This is a genomic window from Novosphingobium sp. PhB55 (genome assembly GCF_004368805.1).
Classification (GTDB): Bacteria; Pseudomonadota; Alphaproteobacteria; order Sphingomonadales; family Sphingomonadaceae; genus Novosphingobium.
The window spans coordinates 331,842-346,698 of sequence record NZ_SODQ01000005.1 but is presented as its reverse complement, the minus strand read 5'-3'; the positions used below and the strand labels follow the sequence as shown (position 1 = coordinate 346,698).

Below are 14,857 nucleotides of genomic sequence, written 5' to 3'. Positions count from 1 at the left end.
AAGCGGGCAGGGCGGCTTAGCCGGCTGCGCGACGTCTTCGCGCATCGGCGGCTTTGCGCGATGCCATCCGGCGCATGCTTGCCGAACGACACCTCGGGTGCCATCAGCCCGTCATGACCACACCGCCCCGCATCCTTTCCATCGCCGGTTCCGACAGTTCGGGCGGTGCCGGTATCCAGGCCGATATCAAGACCATCACGATGCTCGGCGGCTATGCCATGACCGCGATCACCGCGATCACTGCGCAGAACACGTGCGGAGTTACGCATGTGGCGGCGCTCTTGCCGGAAATGGTGGCGGCGCAGATCGACGCCTGCGTAAGCGACATCGGCGTGGACGCGGTGAAGATCGGCATGCTCGGCAGTCCCGAGATCGCCCATGTCGTGGCGGAACGGCTGGAGCGGCTGGGCGTGCCGGTGGTGTTCGATCCGGTGATGATCTCCACCAGCGGCTCGGTCCTGGCGGATGCGGCCACCATTGCCGCTTTCGAACGGCTGATGACCCTCGCCACGCTGACCACGCCGAACGTCCCCGAACTGGAGGCGCTAGGCGGGGACCGCGCCATGGCGGCGCGCGGAGTGGCCTATATCGCCAAGGGCGGCGATGCGGAGGGTCCGATCGTGGAAGACAGGCTGCTGCGGCCCGGCGAATCGCCGATGTCGTGGACCGCACCGCGCATCGAGACGCGCCATACCCACGGCACCGGCTGCACGTTCTCCAGCGCCATCGCCACGTTCATGGGGCAGGGCGCCGGCCTGGAAGCGGCGATCGTCAGCGCGCGCGACTATGTGCGCGCGGCGCTGCTCAATGCGCCGGGCTTCGGCGCGGGACATGGCCCGCTGGGACATCACGTTCGCGGCTAGGCAGCGGACAGCCCGGGCAGGGCCGGCCGCAGAAACGCGAGAGAGCCGAAGAACTCGGCCGGCCAAAGCGTGTGCGTCCGGAAAAGGGGCGGCCCGGCGGCCGCCGCCCTTACCTCAGCAGCAGTCGAGATCGTAGAACTTCTGCACGACCTTCCAGCCTTCCTCGCCGGTTTCGCACCAGTGGAACAGCTTGAGGTCCTGCCGGTTGATGACGCCTTCGTCGGCCAGGGCCTCGAAATTGACGACGCGTTCCCAGAATTCCTTGCCGTAGAGCAGGATCGGGATCGGCTTCATCTTGCCGGTCTGGATCAGGGTAAGCAGTTCGAAGAATTCGTCGAAGGTACCGAAACCGCCCGGGAACACGGCCACGGCGCGTGCGCGCAGCAGGAAGTGCATCTTGCGCAGCGCAAAGTAGTGGAACTGGAACGAGAGCCGCGGCGTCACGTAAGGGTTGGGCGCCTGCTCATGGGGCAGCACGATGTTGAGGCCCAGCGATTCCGCGCCGACTTCCGAAGCGCCGCGATTGGCGGCTTCCATGATCGACGGGCCGCCGCCCGAGCAGACGACGAACTGGCGCATGCCCTTTTCCACCACCGAGCACTGGCTGGCCAGCTTGGCGAGGGTCTTGGCTTCCTCGTAATACTTCGCCTTGGCGACGAGCCGCTCGGCGACTTTCTTCTCTTCGTCGGTCTTGGCCTGGGCCAGGACGCTTTCAGCATTCTCGGGCGCGGGGATGCGGGCGGAGCCGTACATCACCATGGTCGAGCCGATATTGGCTTCTTCCAGCAGCATCTCGGTCTTGAGAAGCTCAAGCTGGAAACGGACGGGGCGCAGTTCGTCGCGCAGCAGGAACTCGGTGTCCTGGAAGGCCAGGCGATAGGCCGGGTTCTGCGTCTGGATCGTGCCTTCCTGCGCGTCTGCGAAGTTGGCTTCCTGCTCGGCCTTGTAGAACCGGCGGTTGGTGACTTTCTTGTCTTCTTGTTCGGTCATCTGCATTCCATGGCCGCTGGGAGGCGCGGCGTCGAGGGATAAGGATTTAATTATGATACGCTTGCGCGCAAGCACGGCATACGGTTGCACGCAGGCCCGATGTACCAGTTTCACGGATGGCCGCGTTTTCCGGGTCATCAGGTGATTCCCCCTGATGGGAAAACGCTCTAGGCTGCACGACATGTCGAACATGACCATGACACGCCGCGCCGCGATGGCCGGTTTCGGCGCCGTGGCCGCAGGCTCCGTGCTGCCGGTGCTCCCCGCTCTCTCGGCCGAGGTCCGCAGCCCCGCGCGCAAGCTGGTGAAGCCCCCGCGCCTGAAGGAAGGCGACGTGCTGGGTCTGGTCGCGCCGGCGGGCTTCGTGGGGGATCGCTTCGGACTGGACCAGATCATGGCCACCGTGCGCGCCATGGGCCTGGAGCCAAGGCCGGCGCTGCACATGCTCCAGCGCGAAGGCTACCTGGCCGGCTCCGACCGGACGCGGGCAGACGATCTCATGGCCATGTTCGCCGACGACAAGGTCCGCGCCATCATGGCCGTGCGTGGCGGCTGGGGCTGCGCACGCATCCTGCCCTTGCTCGATTTCGACAGGATCGCGGCGAACCCGAAGCTCTTCGTGGGCTTCAGCGACAATACCGCGCTCCACCTGGCTTTCGCGGCGCGGACGGGCGTGGCCAGCATCCACGGGCCGAATGCTTCCGCCTCGTGGCCGCCGGCGGCCTGGGCCTCGTTCCATGCGCTGGCTTTCGAAGGCGCGACGCCGACTTGGCAAGTGCCCGAGGGGGCTGGCGTCAATCTTTCGGGCCGGGGCAAGGACTTGCGCACGTTCCGCGGCGGCAAGGCGCGCGGCCGGCTGCTCGGCGGTAATCTCAGCGTGCTTTCCGCCCTGGTGGGCACGCCCTACCTGCCGGACTTCACGGGGGCCGTGCTGTTCATCGAGGACACCAACGAATCCGAATACCGCATCGACCGCATGCTCACCCAGCTGGCACTGGCGGGAATCTTCGACCGGGTGGCCGGGGTCGTCTTCGGCCAATGCACCGGCTGCCAGAACCCCGACGGCGGCTATTCGAACTTCACGATCTACGAAGTGCTCGACCGGCAGTTTTCCGGCCTCAGGGTTCCCGCGTTCCAGGGGCTCCAGATCGGCCATATCGCCTCGCAGCTCAGCGTGCCGGTGGGCCTGCCGGTGGAGATCGACGCCGATGCCGGGACGATGCGCCTGCTGGAAGCGGCGGTTGCGTAAGCTGACGCAAGTCGGCCTGCCCTGCACTTGAGACATGGCGAAGCGACTGTTATCGCGGGCACATGTCCAACTGTGACCTGTGCGTCGTTCGGAACCGGGCGATCTGTTCATCCCTCGATGCGAAAGAGCTGGAAGCGCTCAACGCCATCGGGCGTACCCGCACGATCCAGCCCGGCGAATCGCTGATCTGGGAAGGCGAGGACTCGGTTCTCGTGGCCAACGTGATCGACGGCGTGCTGAAGCTTTCGACCAATACCGAGGACGGGCGCGAGCAGATCGTCGGCGTGGTCTATCCTTCGGACTTCATCGGGCGTCCCTTCGGCGGCACCACCGGCCACGGCGCCACCGCCCTGACGGAAGCGACGGTCTGCGTCTTCTCCCGCCGCGATTTCGACGCTTTCGCCCGCGAGCATCCGGCGCTGGAACACAAGCTGCTGGAGCGGACGCTGGGCGAACTGGACCGCACGCGCCGCTGGATGCTGCTGCTCGGCCGCAAGTCGGCCTCGGAAAAGCTGGCGAGCTTCCTGCTGGAAATGGCCGAGCGGTTGCAACCCCCCGGCTGCGCCTGGAATTTCGAGGATGCCGGCCCGCGCCGCATCACCCTGCCGTTCTCGCGCCAGCAGATCGCCGACGTGCTGGGCCTCACCATCGAGACGGTGAGCCGCCAGTTCACCCGCTTCAAGAACGAGCGGCTGATCGACCTGCCTTCGCGCCGCGACGTGATCCTCCTGGACCACGAGGCGCTGACCGCCGAAGCGGGCTGAAGGGGCCTCGATCCCCCGGATCAGGCCTTGATCGCGATCTCCTGGCGGTAATGTAGGCGAGCCCGCCGCCCCGGCTTTCGCGGGGACGGCGGGCATTCGGCTATGGCCGAAGTGCCTGCCGGAACCGGACCGTCTCTCAGAAGCGGTAGGACACGCCTGCGCTCAGGACCCAGGGATCGAGATCGTGGCGCGTCTTCAGCGCCAGCACGCCATCCTCGTAGAACGAGGCGGTGGGCTTCACCCAGTACTTCTTGGCATCGAGCGAGAGGCCCAGCCCCTTGTCGTTGATGGCGATGTCCACGCCGCCCTGCAGCGCGAAGCCCACCTTGTTAGACATCTTCACTTTGTCCACGCCCAGCGCGCGCGCCGTATCGCCCGGCTTCTCGTCGAACACGAAGAACCAGGCCGGGCCGGCGCCCACATAGGGCTTGAAGGGCGTTCCGGTGTCGAGATGCGCCTTGGCGGTCACCGTGGCCGGCAGGATGAGAACGTGATCGACCAGGCTGGCGCCCGCCACGTCGCCGGTGCCGCTGACGTGGTGCTGGGTGAAGCAGCAGATCGTCTCTACCGAGAAGGCGTTGCTGAAGAAATATTCCACCGCCAGCGTGGGCACCACGTTGTCGTTCGCCTTGGTGCCCACGGTTTCGAGCCCGGCGAGCGTGCCGCCCAGCGCGGTGTCGGTGTCGATCGACCTGATCTTGTCGATCTGGCCGTCGGGCAGCACGGCAGTGCCCAGAACCTTGACCTGCCACTTGCCATCCGGGCTTCCGGCCTGGGCCGGGGTGACGATCGCGGTGGCGGCGGCGGCCGTCAGGGCAGTGGCCGCGAGCATGGTCATCTTGCGCATCTTGGGTCTTTCCTGCGCCGCCGGGGCCGCACCGTGCGGGTCCCCCTCTTGAGCGGCAGCAGGGCCGCTTTGGTCCTCCCGCGCGGCGGGGACATTGATCGCGCGCAAAAATCGGCAGATCGAGCCGGTTTCCCGCCCGTTGATCGAGCGCAATGACGCGGCCGCCTCCAGGCGCGATGGGTCTGCGCATGTGGACCTATCACCCCGAACTGCTTGCGGTGCCCGTGCCGCGCTACACCAGCTTCCCCACCGCCGCCGAATTCGACCAGACCGTCGGTGCCGAGGCTTTCGTGCAGGCGCTGGAGGCGGTGACCGGCGAGGTCTCGCTCTATGTCCATATCCCGTTCTGCCAGAAGATCTGCTGGTACTGCGGCTGCAACACCAGCGTCGCCAACCGCACCGATCGCGTCTCCGGCTATCTCGATGCCCTCCACCGCGAGATCGGCCTTGTCGCCGAACGCCTGCCCCAAGGCGCCCGGGTCACGCGCATCGCCTTTGGTGGCGGCAGTCCCAACGGAATTCCCCCGGTCGACTTCGTGCGGTTGGTGGACGCGCTGACGCTGCAGTTCCCCGCATCGCGCCCGGTCCTGTCGATCGAGCTGGACCCGCGCACGATGGGCCGAGAATGGGCGGCCGTGATCGGCGCGGTGGGGATCACGCGCGCCAGCCTGGGGGTGCAGACGTTCGCGCCGGGCCTTCAGCAGGCCATAGGCCGGGTCCAGCCGGCGTGGATGATCGAGGAAACGACCGCGATGCTGCGCGCGGCAGGCATCGATTCGCTCAACTTCGACCTGATGTACGGGCTTCCCGGGCAGACCATGGCCGATCTGGAAGACTCACTGGCGCGAACCGCCGCGCTGGGGGCCGACCGGATCGCGCTGTTCGGCTATGCCCATGTGCCGCACCTGATCGCGCGCCAGCGCAAGATCGATGCCCATGCCCTGCCCGATGCGGAGCAGCGATTCGCCATGGCCGCGCGCGGCCATGCGGTTCTGGTCGAGGCCGGTTATGTGCCCATCGGTTTCGATCACTTCGCCCGGCCCGGAGACGCGCTGGCGCAGGCGGCGCTATCGGGAAGCCTGCGCCGCAACTTCCAGGGCTTCACCGAGGACAAGGCGCCGGTGTTGCTGGGTCTGGGCGCTTCGTCGATCAGCGGCTTTCCCGAGCTGCTGGTCCAGAACGAGAAGAACACCGGGCGCTATCGCATGATGCTCTCGCAGGACCGCATCGCTGCCAACCGCGGGATTCGCCGCAGGGGTGAGGACCGGCGGCGCGGCGCGGTGATCGAGGCGCTGCTGTGCCGGGGCAGGGCGCCGATCCCGCGCGACCTGCAATGCAAGGCCTGGCCGCTGCTGCTGCCCTATTTCGATGCCGGGCTCTGTGACAGCGACGGAGAGGATCTGGTGATCCTGCCCCAGGGCCTGCCCTATGCCCGCTCGATCGCGGCGCGCTTCGATCCCTATCGCAAGGATTCGCTGCGACGGTTCAGTTCGGCGGTCTGACGGCGCCTTGCTCCCTCAGGGGCGAATGTCGAATTCCACGCCGAAGAGATTGCCGTCCACCCAGCGCACGAGGCCCCACAGTTCGCGGCCATCGTCCATCGCCGCGCGCACGACTTCGTTGCAGGCAGGCGGCTGGCCTGCCGCCGCCGCGCTCAACCCTCGTGACGAGACATTGCGCACGATCACGTCGATCGGCCTGCCGTGCGAATCCATCAGCGTGACATGGGCGCAGCGGCCACGGCGGCGTTCACGCAGGATCGGTGTGGGCCTGAAATGCGGATCATCCATTTTCGGCAGGACGGCGAATCGGCGAACAATTGAAGGCCGGGGCAGGCGCGAATCGGTCTATTGACCACGATCAATGCAGTGCGGAGCGGGGGCTGGCAGATGGGCCGTGCCGGTCGTACACCGCCAAGTCGAACCTTGCCGGCGGTGGCAACCGCTTCTCCCCGACTTCGGGCGGCTCTTCCCCGCGAAGGGCCGCCCCTCTTTCCGGGCGGGCGCCAACTCCAGACATGAACCGGAAAACCGCCGGGATTGGGCACGATTCGCATGCCGCCAGGGCATGCGAAAGCGTCCGGCGATGCCAGACGCGCTTCCCTAAGAAGAAGCGGATTTCAGCGATTTAGGGAGAATTGGATGCCCCGCGAGGATTCGAACCTCGATAGACGGAATCAGAATCCGTAGTCTTACCATTAGACGACGGGGCATCGGGAGGCGCCCCTCTAGTAGGGCTTCTGATTCGCGTCAAGCACCCTTTTTGCAGTCAGGGTTGCCCCTTGGCCCGGGGGGCGTTAGCATCGCCCCAGGTATCCGCCGCGCACGGCGGTAAGATTTATTCGAACGAGATTACATATCATGGCGGAGCAAGATCCGCCGGCAGCAAGAGTCGATGTGTCGGGCCGCACTGGAAGGCGGCGCAAGGCGAGGAAGGGCAAGTCACGCTCGTCCGGACCCGACACGGCCAAGGCGAAGGCGCGCCCTCCGGGCGGCGCCGCCGAGGCAGGCGGAGCGCCGCGCGAAGAGAAGACATCCGGCTCGCAGGCGTCGCCCCGCCAGCCGGAATCGCGCCGGGCGGCTGCCCGGAAGCGCGGCTCCCGCAAGGGCGCAGCGCGTTCCTCCAAGAAACCGCGCGCCCAGGGCGAAGCCGTTGCCGCCAAGACGGTGCCGGCAGAAGCGAAGACCGTTGCACCGGGCTTCCCGGCCGCCAGCTTCGTGCCTGCCGGCTTCACGCCCGTGCTTCCGGGCGCGAACGGGCCGTCGTCGCGCCCGTCCTATCGGCAGTCCTATGCCGCCATCGACCTCGGCACCAACAATTGCCGTCTCCTGATCGCCCGGCCATCGGGCGAGAATTTCACGGTGATCGATGCGTTCAGCCGCGTCGTGCGGCTGGGAGAAGGCCTGGCGCAGTCCGGCCGTCTGTCCGAGGCGGCGATGGACCGGACGCTGGCCGCACTGCGGGTCTGCGCCGAAAAGCTGATGCGCCGCAATGTCTATCTCGCCCGCTCGGTGGCGACGGAGGCCTGCCGCCGCGCGGAGAACGGCCCGGAATTCATCGAGCGCGTGCGCGAGGAAACCGGCATCGCGCTCGACATCATCAGCGCGCGCGAGGAAGCGCGGCTGGCCGTGCTCGGCTGCCATGTGCTGCTGGAGGAAGGCTTCGGCCCGGCGATGATCTTCGACATCGGCGGCGGATCGACCGAACTCGTCCTGATCGAGAGCACCGGCACGGTGCCGCGTATCCTCGACTGGCAATCGGTGCCCTGGGGCGTCGTTTCGCTGACCGAGAGCTGCGGGCCGGAAGGCACGACGCTGGAGGAACGCCTCGCGCGTTATCGCCACATGCATGGGCTGGTCTCGGAAAGCTTTTCTGCTTTTGCCAAGCGCGTCGGCCCGGCGCGAGGCAGCGCGGCGGAAACGGGTCCGCTGCGCCTGCTGGGCACCAGCGGCACGGTGACGACGCTGGCCAGCCTCCACCTCGAACTGCCGCAATACGACCGCCGCATGGTGGACGGATTGATCGTTCCGGCCGAATCGATGCGCGACATCAGTTCCCGGCTCTCCTCGATGTCGATCGAGGAGCGGCGCGAGGTGAACTGCATCGGGCGCGAGCGTGCGGACCTGGTCGTGGCCGGCTGTGCGATCCTCGAATCGATTCTCGACCTCTGGCCCGCGGCGCGGCTGGGCGTGGCCGATCGCGGCATTCGCGAAGGCATCCTGCGCAGCCTCATCGCATCCCATTCCAGCGGCAGGCCCACGGTAGCCCCCGCGCCATCACATCTATTGGAGAACCGGCCATGAGCCGTTCCGGACGCGATCCCAACGAGCGGCTTCGCACTGGCAAGAAGCGCACGACCAGTTCGGCGCGCTGGCTGACCCGCCAGATCAACGATCCTTACGTGAAGCAGGCCAAGGCCGACGGCTACCGTAGCCGCGCCGCCTACAAGCTGCTGGAACTCGACGAGAAATTCGACCTGTTCAAGAACGTGACCCGCGCGGTCGACCTCGGCATCGCGCCGGGCGGCTGGAGCCAGGTGCTGCGTCTCAAGGCTCCCAAGGCCAAAGTCGTGGGCATCGACCTGCTGCCCACCGACCCGATCGAGGGCGTGACCATCTTCGAGATGGACTTCATGGCCGACGAGGCCCCCGCGGCGCTGGAACAGGCCCTGGAAGGCGCGCCGGACCTCGTTCTCTCGGACATGGCGGCCAATACCGTCGGCCACAAGCAGACGGACCACTTGCGCACCATGGGGCTGGTCGAAACGGCGGCCGATTTCGCGATCCAGTACCTCGCGCCCGGCGGTACTTTCGTTGCCAAGGTCTTCGCGGGCGGCACGGACACCGAACTGCTCGGCATTCTCAAGCGGCGTTTCACCAGCGTGAAGCACGCCAAGCCGCCGGCCAGCCGCAAGGGTTCGTCCGAGTGGTACGTGATCGCCAAGGGGTTCAAGGGGCCGGCGGACAGCGGCGAATGAGCGCCTATCTGGTCCTGCCCGGCATTGGCGGTTCAGGGCCGGAGCACTGGCAATCGCGGTGGGAAGCCGCCGAGCCGGAGATGCAGCGGTTCGCGCCCGACAGCTGGGACGCGCCGCAGCTCGATCAGTGGATCGCCGCGCTGGACGCGGCCGTGGCCGCGCTTTCCGAGGCGCCGATCCTCGTCGCTCACAGCCTGTCCTGCCTGCTCGTCGCGCATTGGAGCGCGCGGTCCGACCGGGCGGCGCGAGGCGCGTTCCTGGTGGCGATGCCGGATCCGCAAGGCCCGGATTTTCCGCAAGAGGCGGCGAGCTTCGGCAATCCGCCCGAGCTTTTCCTGCGGTTTCCGGCGGTGGTCGTGGCGAGTTCGGACGATCCCTATGGTCCGCTCGTCCATTCCCGTGCGCGCGCCCGCCAATGGGGCGCGTCCTTCGTCGAGGCCGGGGCGCTGGGGCACATTAATGCCGCAAGTGGCCTGGGCGACTGGTCGTGGGGCCGCGAACAGCTCCGCCGCTTCGAAGATGGTTTGACGGGCAGGATCGAAGGCTAGAGTAGTTTCCGATCTGGATGCATCGGATCAACTGCTCCAGGCTTCTGGTTTGCCGCGTTTTTCCGGGTCATCAGGTGATTCCACCTGCTCGCGAAGTGGTTCGCGATCGGGGGCGAGGCCGCCTCTACGTCCTGACGAAAACGGCCCGCAAGGCGACTCGGTGGCGCCCGCGGGACCGTTTTCTGCCGGCCTGGCCGGATTCCTGGACCGGGCAGTCCGCCCCGACAGAGTCAGGCCGGACCGCTACCGGAAATGGGGTGTTACTCGGCAGCCGCGGCGGCTGCGGGCGCGGCTGCGGCTTCGCTGCTGGCGGCGGCGGGCGCATCGCCGGCTGCCGGTGCTGCTGCTGCCGCTGCCGCAGGTGCGGCGGGAAGCGGCAGGTTCGAACCCTGGGCGTTGAGGTAGGCGATCACGTTGGCGCGATCCTCACCCTTGGGCAGGCCGGCGAACGTCATCTTGGTGCCGGGTGCGAAAGCCTTCGGGCTTTTCAGCCAGTCGTTCAGCTTGTCGAAGTCCCACTTGCCGCCAACGCCCTTGAGCGCGTCGGAGAAAGCGAAACCGCCGACGCCCTGGCCGATGCCTTCACCGACCACGCCGTAGAGATTGGGACCGATGCCGTTGGTGCCGCCCTGGTTGATCGTGTGGCAGGACTGGCACTTGGCGAAAGTGGCTTGTCCCTTGGCCGGGTCCGCGCTGGCAAGAAGAGTGGCGATCGGCGCTTCGGCGCCTGCTTCGCCTTCCTGTTCCACGCCTTCGATGGCGTAACCCATCGTCTCGGGACGATGCGGCTTGTCTGCACGGAAGTAATGAGAGCTGACGGTGGTCAGACCAAGACCGACGATACCGGCGAACAAAGCCCAGCCGGCAATGGTGTTGAAACGATCATCCATTTCTTGTTTGCCCTTGCCCCACGGGTGGAGTTTTTTCTCATCCTCTTTGGGTTGAGGCTCTAGAGTTGCCAGCAGGTTAGTGCAAGAGCCATTGCGGACATCGCCTTTGCGGCTTAATCGCGCGGACGCTATGCATTCCTATCCCGAACCCGCTCTCGACCTGGTCGCCCGCATGAACGAGGCCGCTGCGGCCGATCCCTCGCGCGCGGCGGCCTTCCAGGGCGCCCCCGGATGCAATTCGCACCGAGCGGCGTTGGAACACGATCCCGACTGTCTGCCGCTGCCGTGCTTTTCCTTCGAGGATGCGCTGGATGCGGTGAAGGACGGCCGGGCCGACCGGGCCATCATCCCGATCGAGAATTCGCAGCACGGCCGCGTGGCGGACATCCATTTCCTGCTGCCGGAAAGCGGGCTGTCGATCGTGGGCGAGCACTTCATGGGCATCGAGCATGCGCTGATGGCGCTGCCCAATGCGGACGGCACCATGGGGCCGTTCTCGGGGGCCTACAGCCACCCGCAGGCGCTGGGCCAGTCGCGCCACTACTTGCGCGAGCGGGGCATCGTGCCGATGGCCTATGCCGATACCGCCGGCGCCGCCGCCTTCGTGCGCGAGCAGGGCGATACCGCTGCTTGCGCCATCGCCCCGAACCTGGCTGCGGAACTCTACGGCCTCAAGATCGTCGAGGAGAATGTCGAGGACGCGGCGGACAACACCACGCGCTTCGTCGTCCTCTCGCGTGAGCCGCTCGATCCCTTCGCGCTCAAGGGCGAGAAGGCGGTGACGACTTTCATCTTCGAGGTGAAGAACATCCCCGCCGCGCTCTACAAGGCGCTGGGCGGCTTTGCCACCAATGGCGTCAACATGACCAAGCTGGAGAGCTACCAGATCGGTGCCAGCTTCGCGGCCACCACCTTCTACGCCGACATCGAAGGCGCCCCCGGCGAGCCGCGCATCGACATGGCGCTTCAGGAACTTGCATTCCATTGCAAGTACGTGCGTCCGCTCGGCACCTACAAGCAGGCACGCTCGCGCGGATAGGCGATCCTGGTTCGGTCCGGCACGGCGCGCGTCCTGGCCGGGCGCGCGCCGTGCCGTCCATGACGGGCAGGCGGCCGCAACCCCTCCTCGATCGCTATCCAATCCTTTCATCGCAACGGCTTGCGCCTGCTCCCGGCCCATGCCAATCATCGGCGGGTAATGGCTGCTAGGGGTCAGATGGCGGGTGCGGCCCGGGACGCCGCGAGCGACTGGGAAGCCGTGCGTGGCGCGGCCGATATCCAGTACGCGCCGTTGCCGCCCTTCAAGCCCGATCCTCCGGGGCAGGTCCCGGAATGGCTCCAGGCGCTCGGCCGCATGCTGGAGGCGATCTTCGCGCCGCTTGGAAGGTTGCTGGGCATGTCCTGGCCGGTGTTCTCCAACATATTGATCGCGCTGGCGGTGCTTCTGGCGCTGTTCATCCTCTGGCGCCTGGCAGGCCCGGCCATCGAGGCCTGGCGCGCCCGCAGCCGCGAGGAAGCGCCCGAGGCCTGGGTACCGGCCGAGGCCGAGGCGCTGGCCCTGCTGGAGGACGCGGACCGTCTTGCCGGGGAAGGCCGGTTCGACGAGGCCACTCACTTGCTCCTGCGCCGCAGCGTGGGGCAGATCCGGCAGGCGCGGCCGGACTGGCTGCATCCGGCCAGCACTGCGCGGGAAATTTCGGTATTGTCCTCGCTCCCGGACAGTGGCCGCGAGGCGTTCGCCACGATCGCCGCCCGCGTGGAGCGCAGCCGCTTCGCGCTGCGCGAACTGGGCGCCGACGACTGGGCCGCCGCGCGGGAGGCTTATGCCCGCTTCGCCCGGCTGGAACTGCGCGCATGAGCGAGATGGCAGCAACAGCGCCCGCCGATCCGAGACCTGCTGCGGAAGCCGGTATTCCTGTCGGCGCCAACCCGTTCTCACGCTGGGCGGTGCTGGCGCTGGTGCTGATCGGATCGGCGCTGTTCCTTTCGCTCCTGTGGATGATCGGGACCGGCACCGGCTTCGGCTCCACCAACGACGGCCAGTCTCACGCGGATGGGCGCGGCCTCAACGGCTATGCCGCCATGGCGCGCTATATCGAAAAGCGCGGGCACCCGGTGGTTCGCGCGCGCAACGTGGGCGCGCTCGACAAGCCGGGCCTGCTGGTGCTCACTCCACCTGCCGGGGCCGATGGCGAGGACATCGAGAAGATCGTCTCGAAGCGGCGCTACATTGGGCCGACGCTGGTGATCCTGCCCAAGTGGATGGCCTTGCAGCCTGGGCGCGAGCAGGAAAAGGCCAAGACCGGCTGGGTCAATCTCCAGGGCATGCGGCCGCTCGAATGGCGCGGTTTCCTCGATGACGTGACGGTCGTGCAGGGCGAGGTCGACGCCAACGGCGCGAAGGCCCGCTGGCACGGCTTCGGCCTGGAGGGCGCGCTGCCCAGCCGCAAGGCCCTGCAATCGGGCAAGGGCGATACGCTGGTGCCGGTCGTGGAGGAGCAGGACGGGCGCGTTCTCGCCGCCTTCATCGATGACGGCGGCAGCTATCCCGCGCTCGAGGACGCGGCGCTGACAGGCATGAGCAGCGACCCGGAGGACGAGGACCTCTACCCCCTGGTCCTGGTGTTCGAACCCGACCTCGTCGACAATTGGGGCATGGCCGACCGCCGCGCCGCGCAGTTGGTGGACGCGCTGGTCGCGGCCAGCGAAGTCGAGCCTCGTGGCACGGTGACGTTCGACCTCACCATGAACGGTTTCGGGCGGGCGCAGAATCTGCTGACCCTGGCTTTCACCCCGCCATTCCTGGCCGCCACGCTCTGCCTGCTGCTGGCCGCCCTGGTGCTGGGATGGCGCGCTTTCCTGCGCTTCGGGCCGCCGCTGGCGGGAGAGCGGGCCATCGCTTTCGGCAAGCGCGCGCTGGTGGCCAATTCTGCGGGACTGGTGCGCCGCTCGCATAGACTGCACCTGATCGGCGGACCTTACGCCGACCATGCCCGCGACCGGTTGATCCGTGCTCTCGCCCTGCCGCGCACGCTCCCGCCGGAGCAGGCCGACGCCGCGATCGACCGCGCCCTTGCCTCGCGCAGGGCCGATGCCGAACCCTTTTCCGCGATTTCCGCGCGCCTTCGCCATGCGCGCAAATCGCACGATCTCGTCAAGGCTGCGCGCGATCTTCACGCGCTCGAAAGGATGTTGACTCGATGACCGATGCCCACTCCCCGAATGCCGAAGGCGATTTCGCTCGGGGCGATTTCGCGGTCGATCTCGCCGGGGTCGCCGCGCTTGCGGGAAGCATTCGCGAGCAGATCGGCAAGGCGGTGGTCGGCCAGAGCGCGACGGTGGAGCATCTGCTGATCGCCCTGCTGGCGCGCGGCCATGTCCTGCTGGAAGGGCCTCCGGGCACGGCCAAGACTTTCCTGGCGCAGTGCTTCGCCGCGACCCTGGGCCTGGATTTCGGCCGCATCCAGTTCACGCCGGACCTTATGCCGGGCGATATCCTGGGCTCGAACCTGTTCAACTTCCAGACCAGCCAGTTCACGCTGACTCATGGTCCGATCTTCTGCGACCTGCTGCTGGCGGACGAGATCAACCGCACGCCGCCCAAGACCCAGGCCGCGCTGCTGGAAGCCATGCAGGAGCGCCGCGTCACGCTGGATGGCACCGCCCACGCCCTGCCGGAGCAGTTCATGGTGGTGGCCACGCAGAACCCGATCGAGAGCCAGGGCGTCTATCCGCTGCCCGAGGCGCAGCTCGACCGGTTCCTGTTCAAGGTGAGCGTCGATTACCCCAGCTTCGAGGAAGAGCTGCGCATCGTAGCCCGCTTCGGCGAGAATCGCGGCGCGCCCAGCCCGGCCGCCTGCGGGGTGGAAGCCATTGCCAATCACGCGGTGATCGAGGCGGCGTCCCGCACGGTTTCGCAAGTGACCCTGGCCGAGAGCGTGACCGACTATATCGTCCGCCTGGTGCGCGCCACGCGGGAGAGCCCGGACCTTGCGAGCGGCGCCAGCCCGCGCGCGGCCGTGCTGCTGGCCGGCGCCGCGCGCGCCCGCGCCGCGCTGGACGGGCGCGACTACGTGGTGCCCGACGATGTCAAGGCGCTCGCCGGCTCGGTCCTGCGCCACCGCCTGCTGCTCAGCCCCGCCGCCGAGATCGAGGGCAAGCAGGTGGAGGCGCTGGTCGCCCAGCTGGTCGAGCAGACCGAGGCGCCCCGGTGATCCTGCGGTTCTGAT

The 14,857-nt window shown here is 67.4% G+C and carries 15 protein-coding genes and 1 tRNA gene; 11 read left to right on the top strand and 5 right to left on the bottom strand.

From position 1 onward, the window contains the following. The first annotated feature begins 113 nt into the window (after positions 1-113). Positions 114-863 (top strand): bifunctional hydroxymethylpyrimidine kinase/phosphomethylpyrimidine kinase, encoded by a 750-nt coding sequence (gene thiD / locus EDF57_RS14310; protein ID WP_134094766.1) that lies wholly within the window; start codon positions 114-116, stop codon positions 861-863. Between the two features lie 114 nt (positions 864-977). Here the strand turns inward: thiD and EDF57_RS14305 are convergent, their stop codons facing one another. Further along, a complete protein-coding gene (locus tag EDF57_RS14305) occupies positions 978-1,853 on the bottom strand; it encodes a TIGR00730 family Rossman fold protein (protein ID WP_132264479.1) in 876 nt (291 codons plus the stop codon). A gap of 190 nt (positions 1,854-2,043) precedes the next feature. On the opposite strand from EDF57_RS14305, the gene EDF57_RS14300 reads away from it, so the two are divergent. Both EDF57_RS14300 and EDF57_RS14295 read left to right on the top strand, forming a co-directional pair. Beyond that, on the top strand, positions 2,044-3,102 hold the full coding sequence (locus EDF57_RS14300) for an LD-carboxypeptidase (RefSeq protein ID WP_134094765.1): 1,059 nt from the start codon (positions 2,044-2,046) through the stop codon (positions 3,100-3,102). 62 nt (positions 3,103-3,164) lie between these two features. Further along, positions 3,165-3,866: a Crp/Fnr family transcriptional regulator gene (locus tag EDF57_RS14295; RefSeq protein WP_132264483.1), complete on the top strand. Its 702-nt coding sequence runs from the start codon at positions 3,165-3,167 to the stop codon at positions 3,864-3,866. 136 nt (positions 3,867-4,002) lie between these two features. On the opposite strand, the gene EDF57_RS14290 is transcribed toward EDF57_RS14295, so the two are convergent. Beyond that, a complete protein-coding gene (locus EDF57_RS14290; protein ID WP_134094764.1) occupies positions 4,003-4,713 on the bottom strand; it encodes an OmpW family outer membrane protein in 711 nt (236 codons plus the stop codon). Positions 4,714-4,901: 188 nt separating this feature from the next. Between EDF57_RS14290 and hemN the strand changes: the two genes are divergently transcribed. After that, a complete protein-coding gene (gene hemN, locus EDF57_RS14285; RefSeq protein WP_134094898.1) occupies positions 4,902-6,215 on the top strand; it encodes an oxygen-independent coproporphyrinogen III oxidase in 1,314 nt (437 codons plus the stop codon). Positions 6,216-6,230: 15 nt separating this feature from the next. On the opposite strand, the gene EDF57_RS14280 is transcribed toward hemN, so the two are convergent. Both EDF57_RS14280 and EDF57_RS14275 read right to left on the bottom strand, forming a co-directional pair. Continuing rightward, complete coding sequence (locus tag EDF57_RS14280) at positions 6,231-6,503, bottom strand: histidine kinase (protein ID WP_132264488.1); 273 nt, start codon at positions 6,501-6,503, stop codon at positions 6,231-6,233. A gap of 348 nt (positions 6,504-6,851) precedes the next feature. Next, positions 6,852-6,925 (bottom strand) — tRNA-Gln (locus EDF57_RS14275). Positions 6,926-7,073: 148 nt separating this feature from the next. Between EDF57_RS14275 and EDF57_RS14270 the strand changes: the two genes are divergently transcribed. Genes EDF57_RS14270 through EDF57_RS14260 form a run of 3 tightly spaced genes read left to right on the top strand, consistent with a single transcriptional unit; the run spans position 7,074 to position 9,738 of the window. Beyond that, the gene (locus EDF57_RS14270; protein ID WP_132264490.1) at positions 7,074-8,516 is read left to right on the top strand and encodes a Ppx/GppA phosphatase family protein; all 1,443 of its coding nucleotides are present in this window, start codon (positions 7,074-7,076) and stop codon (positions 8,514-8,516) included. Further along, the gene (locus tag EDF57_RS14265) at positions 8,513-9,190 is read left to right on the top strand and encodes an RlmE family RNA methyltransferase (RefSeq protein ID WP_132264492.1); all 678 of its coding nucleotides are present in this window, start codon (positions 8,513-8,515) and stop codon (positions 9,188-9,190) included. Before EDF57_RS14270 ends, EDF57_RS14265 begins: the two co-directional genes overlap by 4 nt. Further along, positions 9,187-9,738, top strand: coding sequence for an alpha/beta hydrolase (locus EDF57_RS14260; RefSeq protein WP_134094763.1), 552 nt, complete (start codon positions 9,187-9,189; stop codon positions 9,736-9,738). The genes EDF57_RS14265 and EDF57_RS14260 overlap by 4 nt, the downstream gene beginning before the upstream one ends. Positions 9,739-9,998: 260 nt before the next feature. Here the strand turns inward: EDF57_RS14260 and EDF57_RS14255 are convergent, their stop codons facing one another. Next, positions 9,999-10,628 carry a cytochrome c family protein gene (locus EDF57_RS14255; RefSeq protein WP_134094762.1) on the bottom strand — a complete coding sequence of 210 codons (630 nt, stop codon included), beginning with the start codon at positions 10,626-10,628 and terminating at the stop codon, positions 9,999-10,001. Positions 10,629-10,758: 130 nt separating this feature from the next. On the opposite strand from EDF57_RS14255, the gene EDF57_RS14250 reads away from it, so the two are divergent. The 4 genes from EDF57_RS14250 (at position 10,759) to EDF57_RS14235 (ending at position 14,842) form a co-directional block, all read left to right on the top strand. Continuing rightward, entirely contained in the window at positions 10,759-11,667 is a 909-nt protein-coding gene (locus EDF57_RS14250; RefSeq protein WP_132264498.1) for a prephenate dehydratase, read from the top strand. A gap of 159 nt (positions 11,668-11,826) precedes the next feature. Next, positions 11,827-12,486 carry a hypothetical protein gene (locus EDF57_RS14245; protein WP_243841068.1) on the top strand — a complete coding sequence of 220 codons (660 nt, stop codon included), beginning with the start codon at positions 11,827-11,829 and terminating at the stop codon, positions 12,484-12,486. Then, on the top strand, positions 12,483-13,832 hold the full coding sequence (locus EDF57_RS14240) for a DUF4350 domain-containing protein (protein ID WP_243841067.1): 1,350 nt from the start codon (positions 12,483-12,485) through the stop codon (positions 13,830-13,832). The genes EDF57_RS14245 and EDF57_RS14240 overlap by 4 nt, the downstream gene beginning before the upstream one ends. Continuing rightward, positions 13,829-14,842 carry a MoxR family ATPase gene (locus tag EDF57_RS14235; RefSeq protein ID WP_134094761.1) on the top strand — a complete coding sequence of 338 codons (1,014 nt, stop codon included), beginning with the start codon at positions 13,829-13,831 and terminating at the stop codon, positions 14,840-14,842. The genes EDF57_RS14240 and EDF57_RS14235 overlap by 4 nt, the downstream gene beginning before the upstream one ends. The last annotated feature ends 15 nt before the right edge of the window (positions 14,843-14,857 follow it).

Bases quoted from the DNA above. Each gene is read 5' to 3' on its own strand.
- thiD (WP_134094766.1), top strand. From the start codon at position 114: ATGACCACACCGCCCCGCATCCTTTCCATCGCCGGTTCCGACAGTTCG.
- EDF57_RS14305 (WP_132264479.1), bottom strand. From the start codon at position 1,853: ATGACCGAACAAGAAGACAAGAAAGTCACCAACCGCCGGTTCTACAAG.
- EDF57_RS14300 (WP_134094765.1), top strand. From the start codon at position 2,044: ATGACCATGACACGCCGCGCCGCGATGGCCGGTTTCGGCGCCGTGGCC.
- EDF57_RS14295 (WP_132264483.1), top strand. From the start codon at position 3,165: ATGTCCAACTGTGACCTGTGCGTCGTTCGGAACCGGGCGATCTGTTCA.
- EDF57_RS14290 (WP_134094764.1), bottom strand. From the start codon at position 4,713: ATGCGCAAGATGACCATGCTCGCGGCCACTGCCCTGACGGCCGCCGCC.
- hemN (WP_134094898.1), top strand. From the start codon at position 4,902: ATGTGGACCTATCACCCCGAACTGCTTGCGGTGCCCGTGCCGCGCTAC.
- EDF57_RS14280 (WP_132264488.1), bottom strand. From the start codon at position 6,503: ATGGATGATCCGCATTTCAGGCCCACACCGATCCTGCGTGAACGCCGC.
- EDF57_RS14270 (WP_132264490.1), top strand. From the start codon at position 7,074: ATGGCGGAGCAAGATCCGCCGGCAGCAAGAGTCGATGTGTCGGGCCGC.
- EDF57_RS14265 (WP_132264492.1), top strand. From the start codon at position 8,513: ATGAGCCGTTCCGGACGCGATCCCAACGAGCGGCTTCGCACTGGCAAG.
- EDF57_RS14260 (WP_134094763.1), top strand. From the start codon at position 9,187: ATGAGCGCCTATCTGGTCCTGCCCGGCATTGGCGGTTCAGGGCCGGAG.
- EDF57_RS14255 (WP_134094762.1), bottom strand. From the start codon at position 10,628: ATGGATGATCGTTTCAACACCATTGCCGGCTGGGCTTTGTTCGCCGGT.
- EDF57_RS14250 (WP_132264498.1), top strand. From the start codon at position 10,759: ATGCATTCCTATCCCGAACCCGCTCTCGACCTGGTCGCCCGCATGAAC.
- EDF57_RS14245 (WP_243841068.1), top strand. From the start codon at position 11,827: ATGGCTGCTAGGGGTCAGATGGCGGGTGCGGCCCGGGACGCCGCGAGC.
- EDF57_RS14240 (WP_243841067.1), top strand. From the start codon at position 12,483: ATGAGCGAGATGGCAGCAACAGCGCCCGCCGATCCGAGACCTGCTGCG.
- EDF57_RS14235 (WP_134094761.1), top strand. From the start codon at position 13,829: ATGACCGATGCCCACTCCCCGAATGCCGAAGGCGATTTCGCTCGGGGC.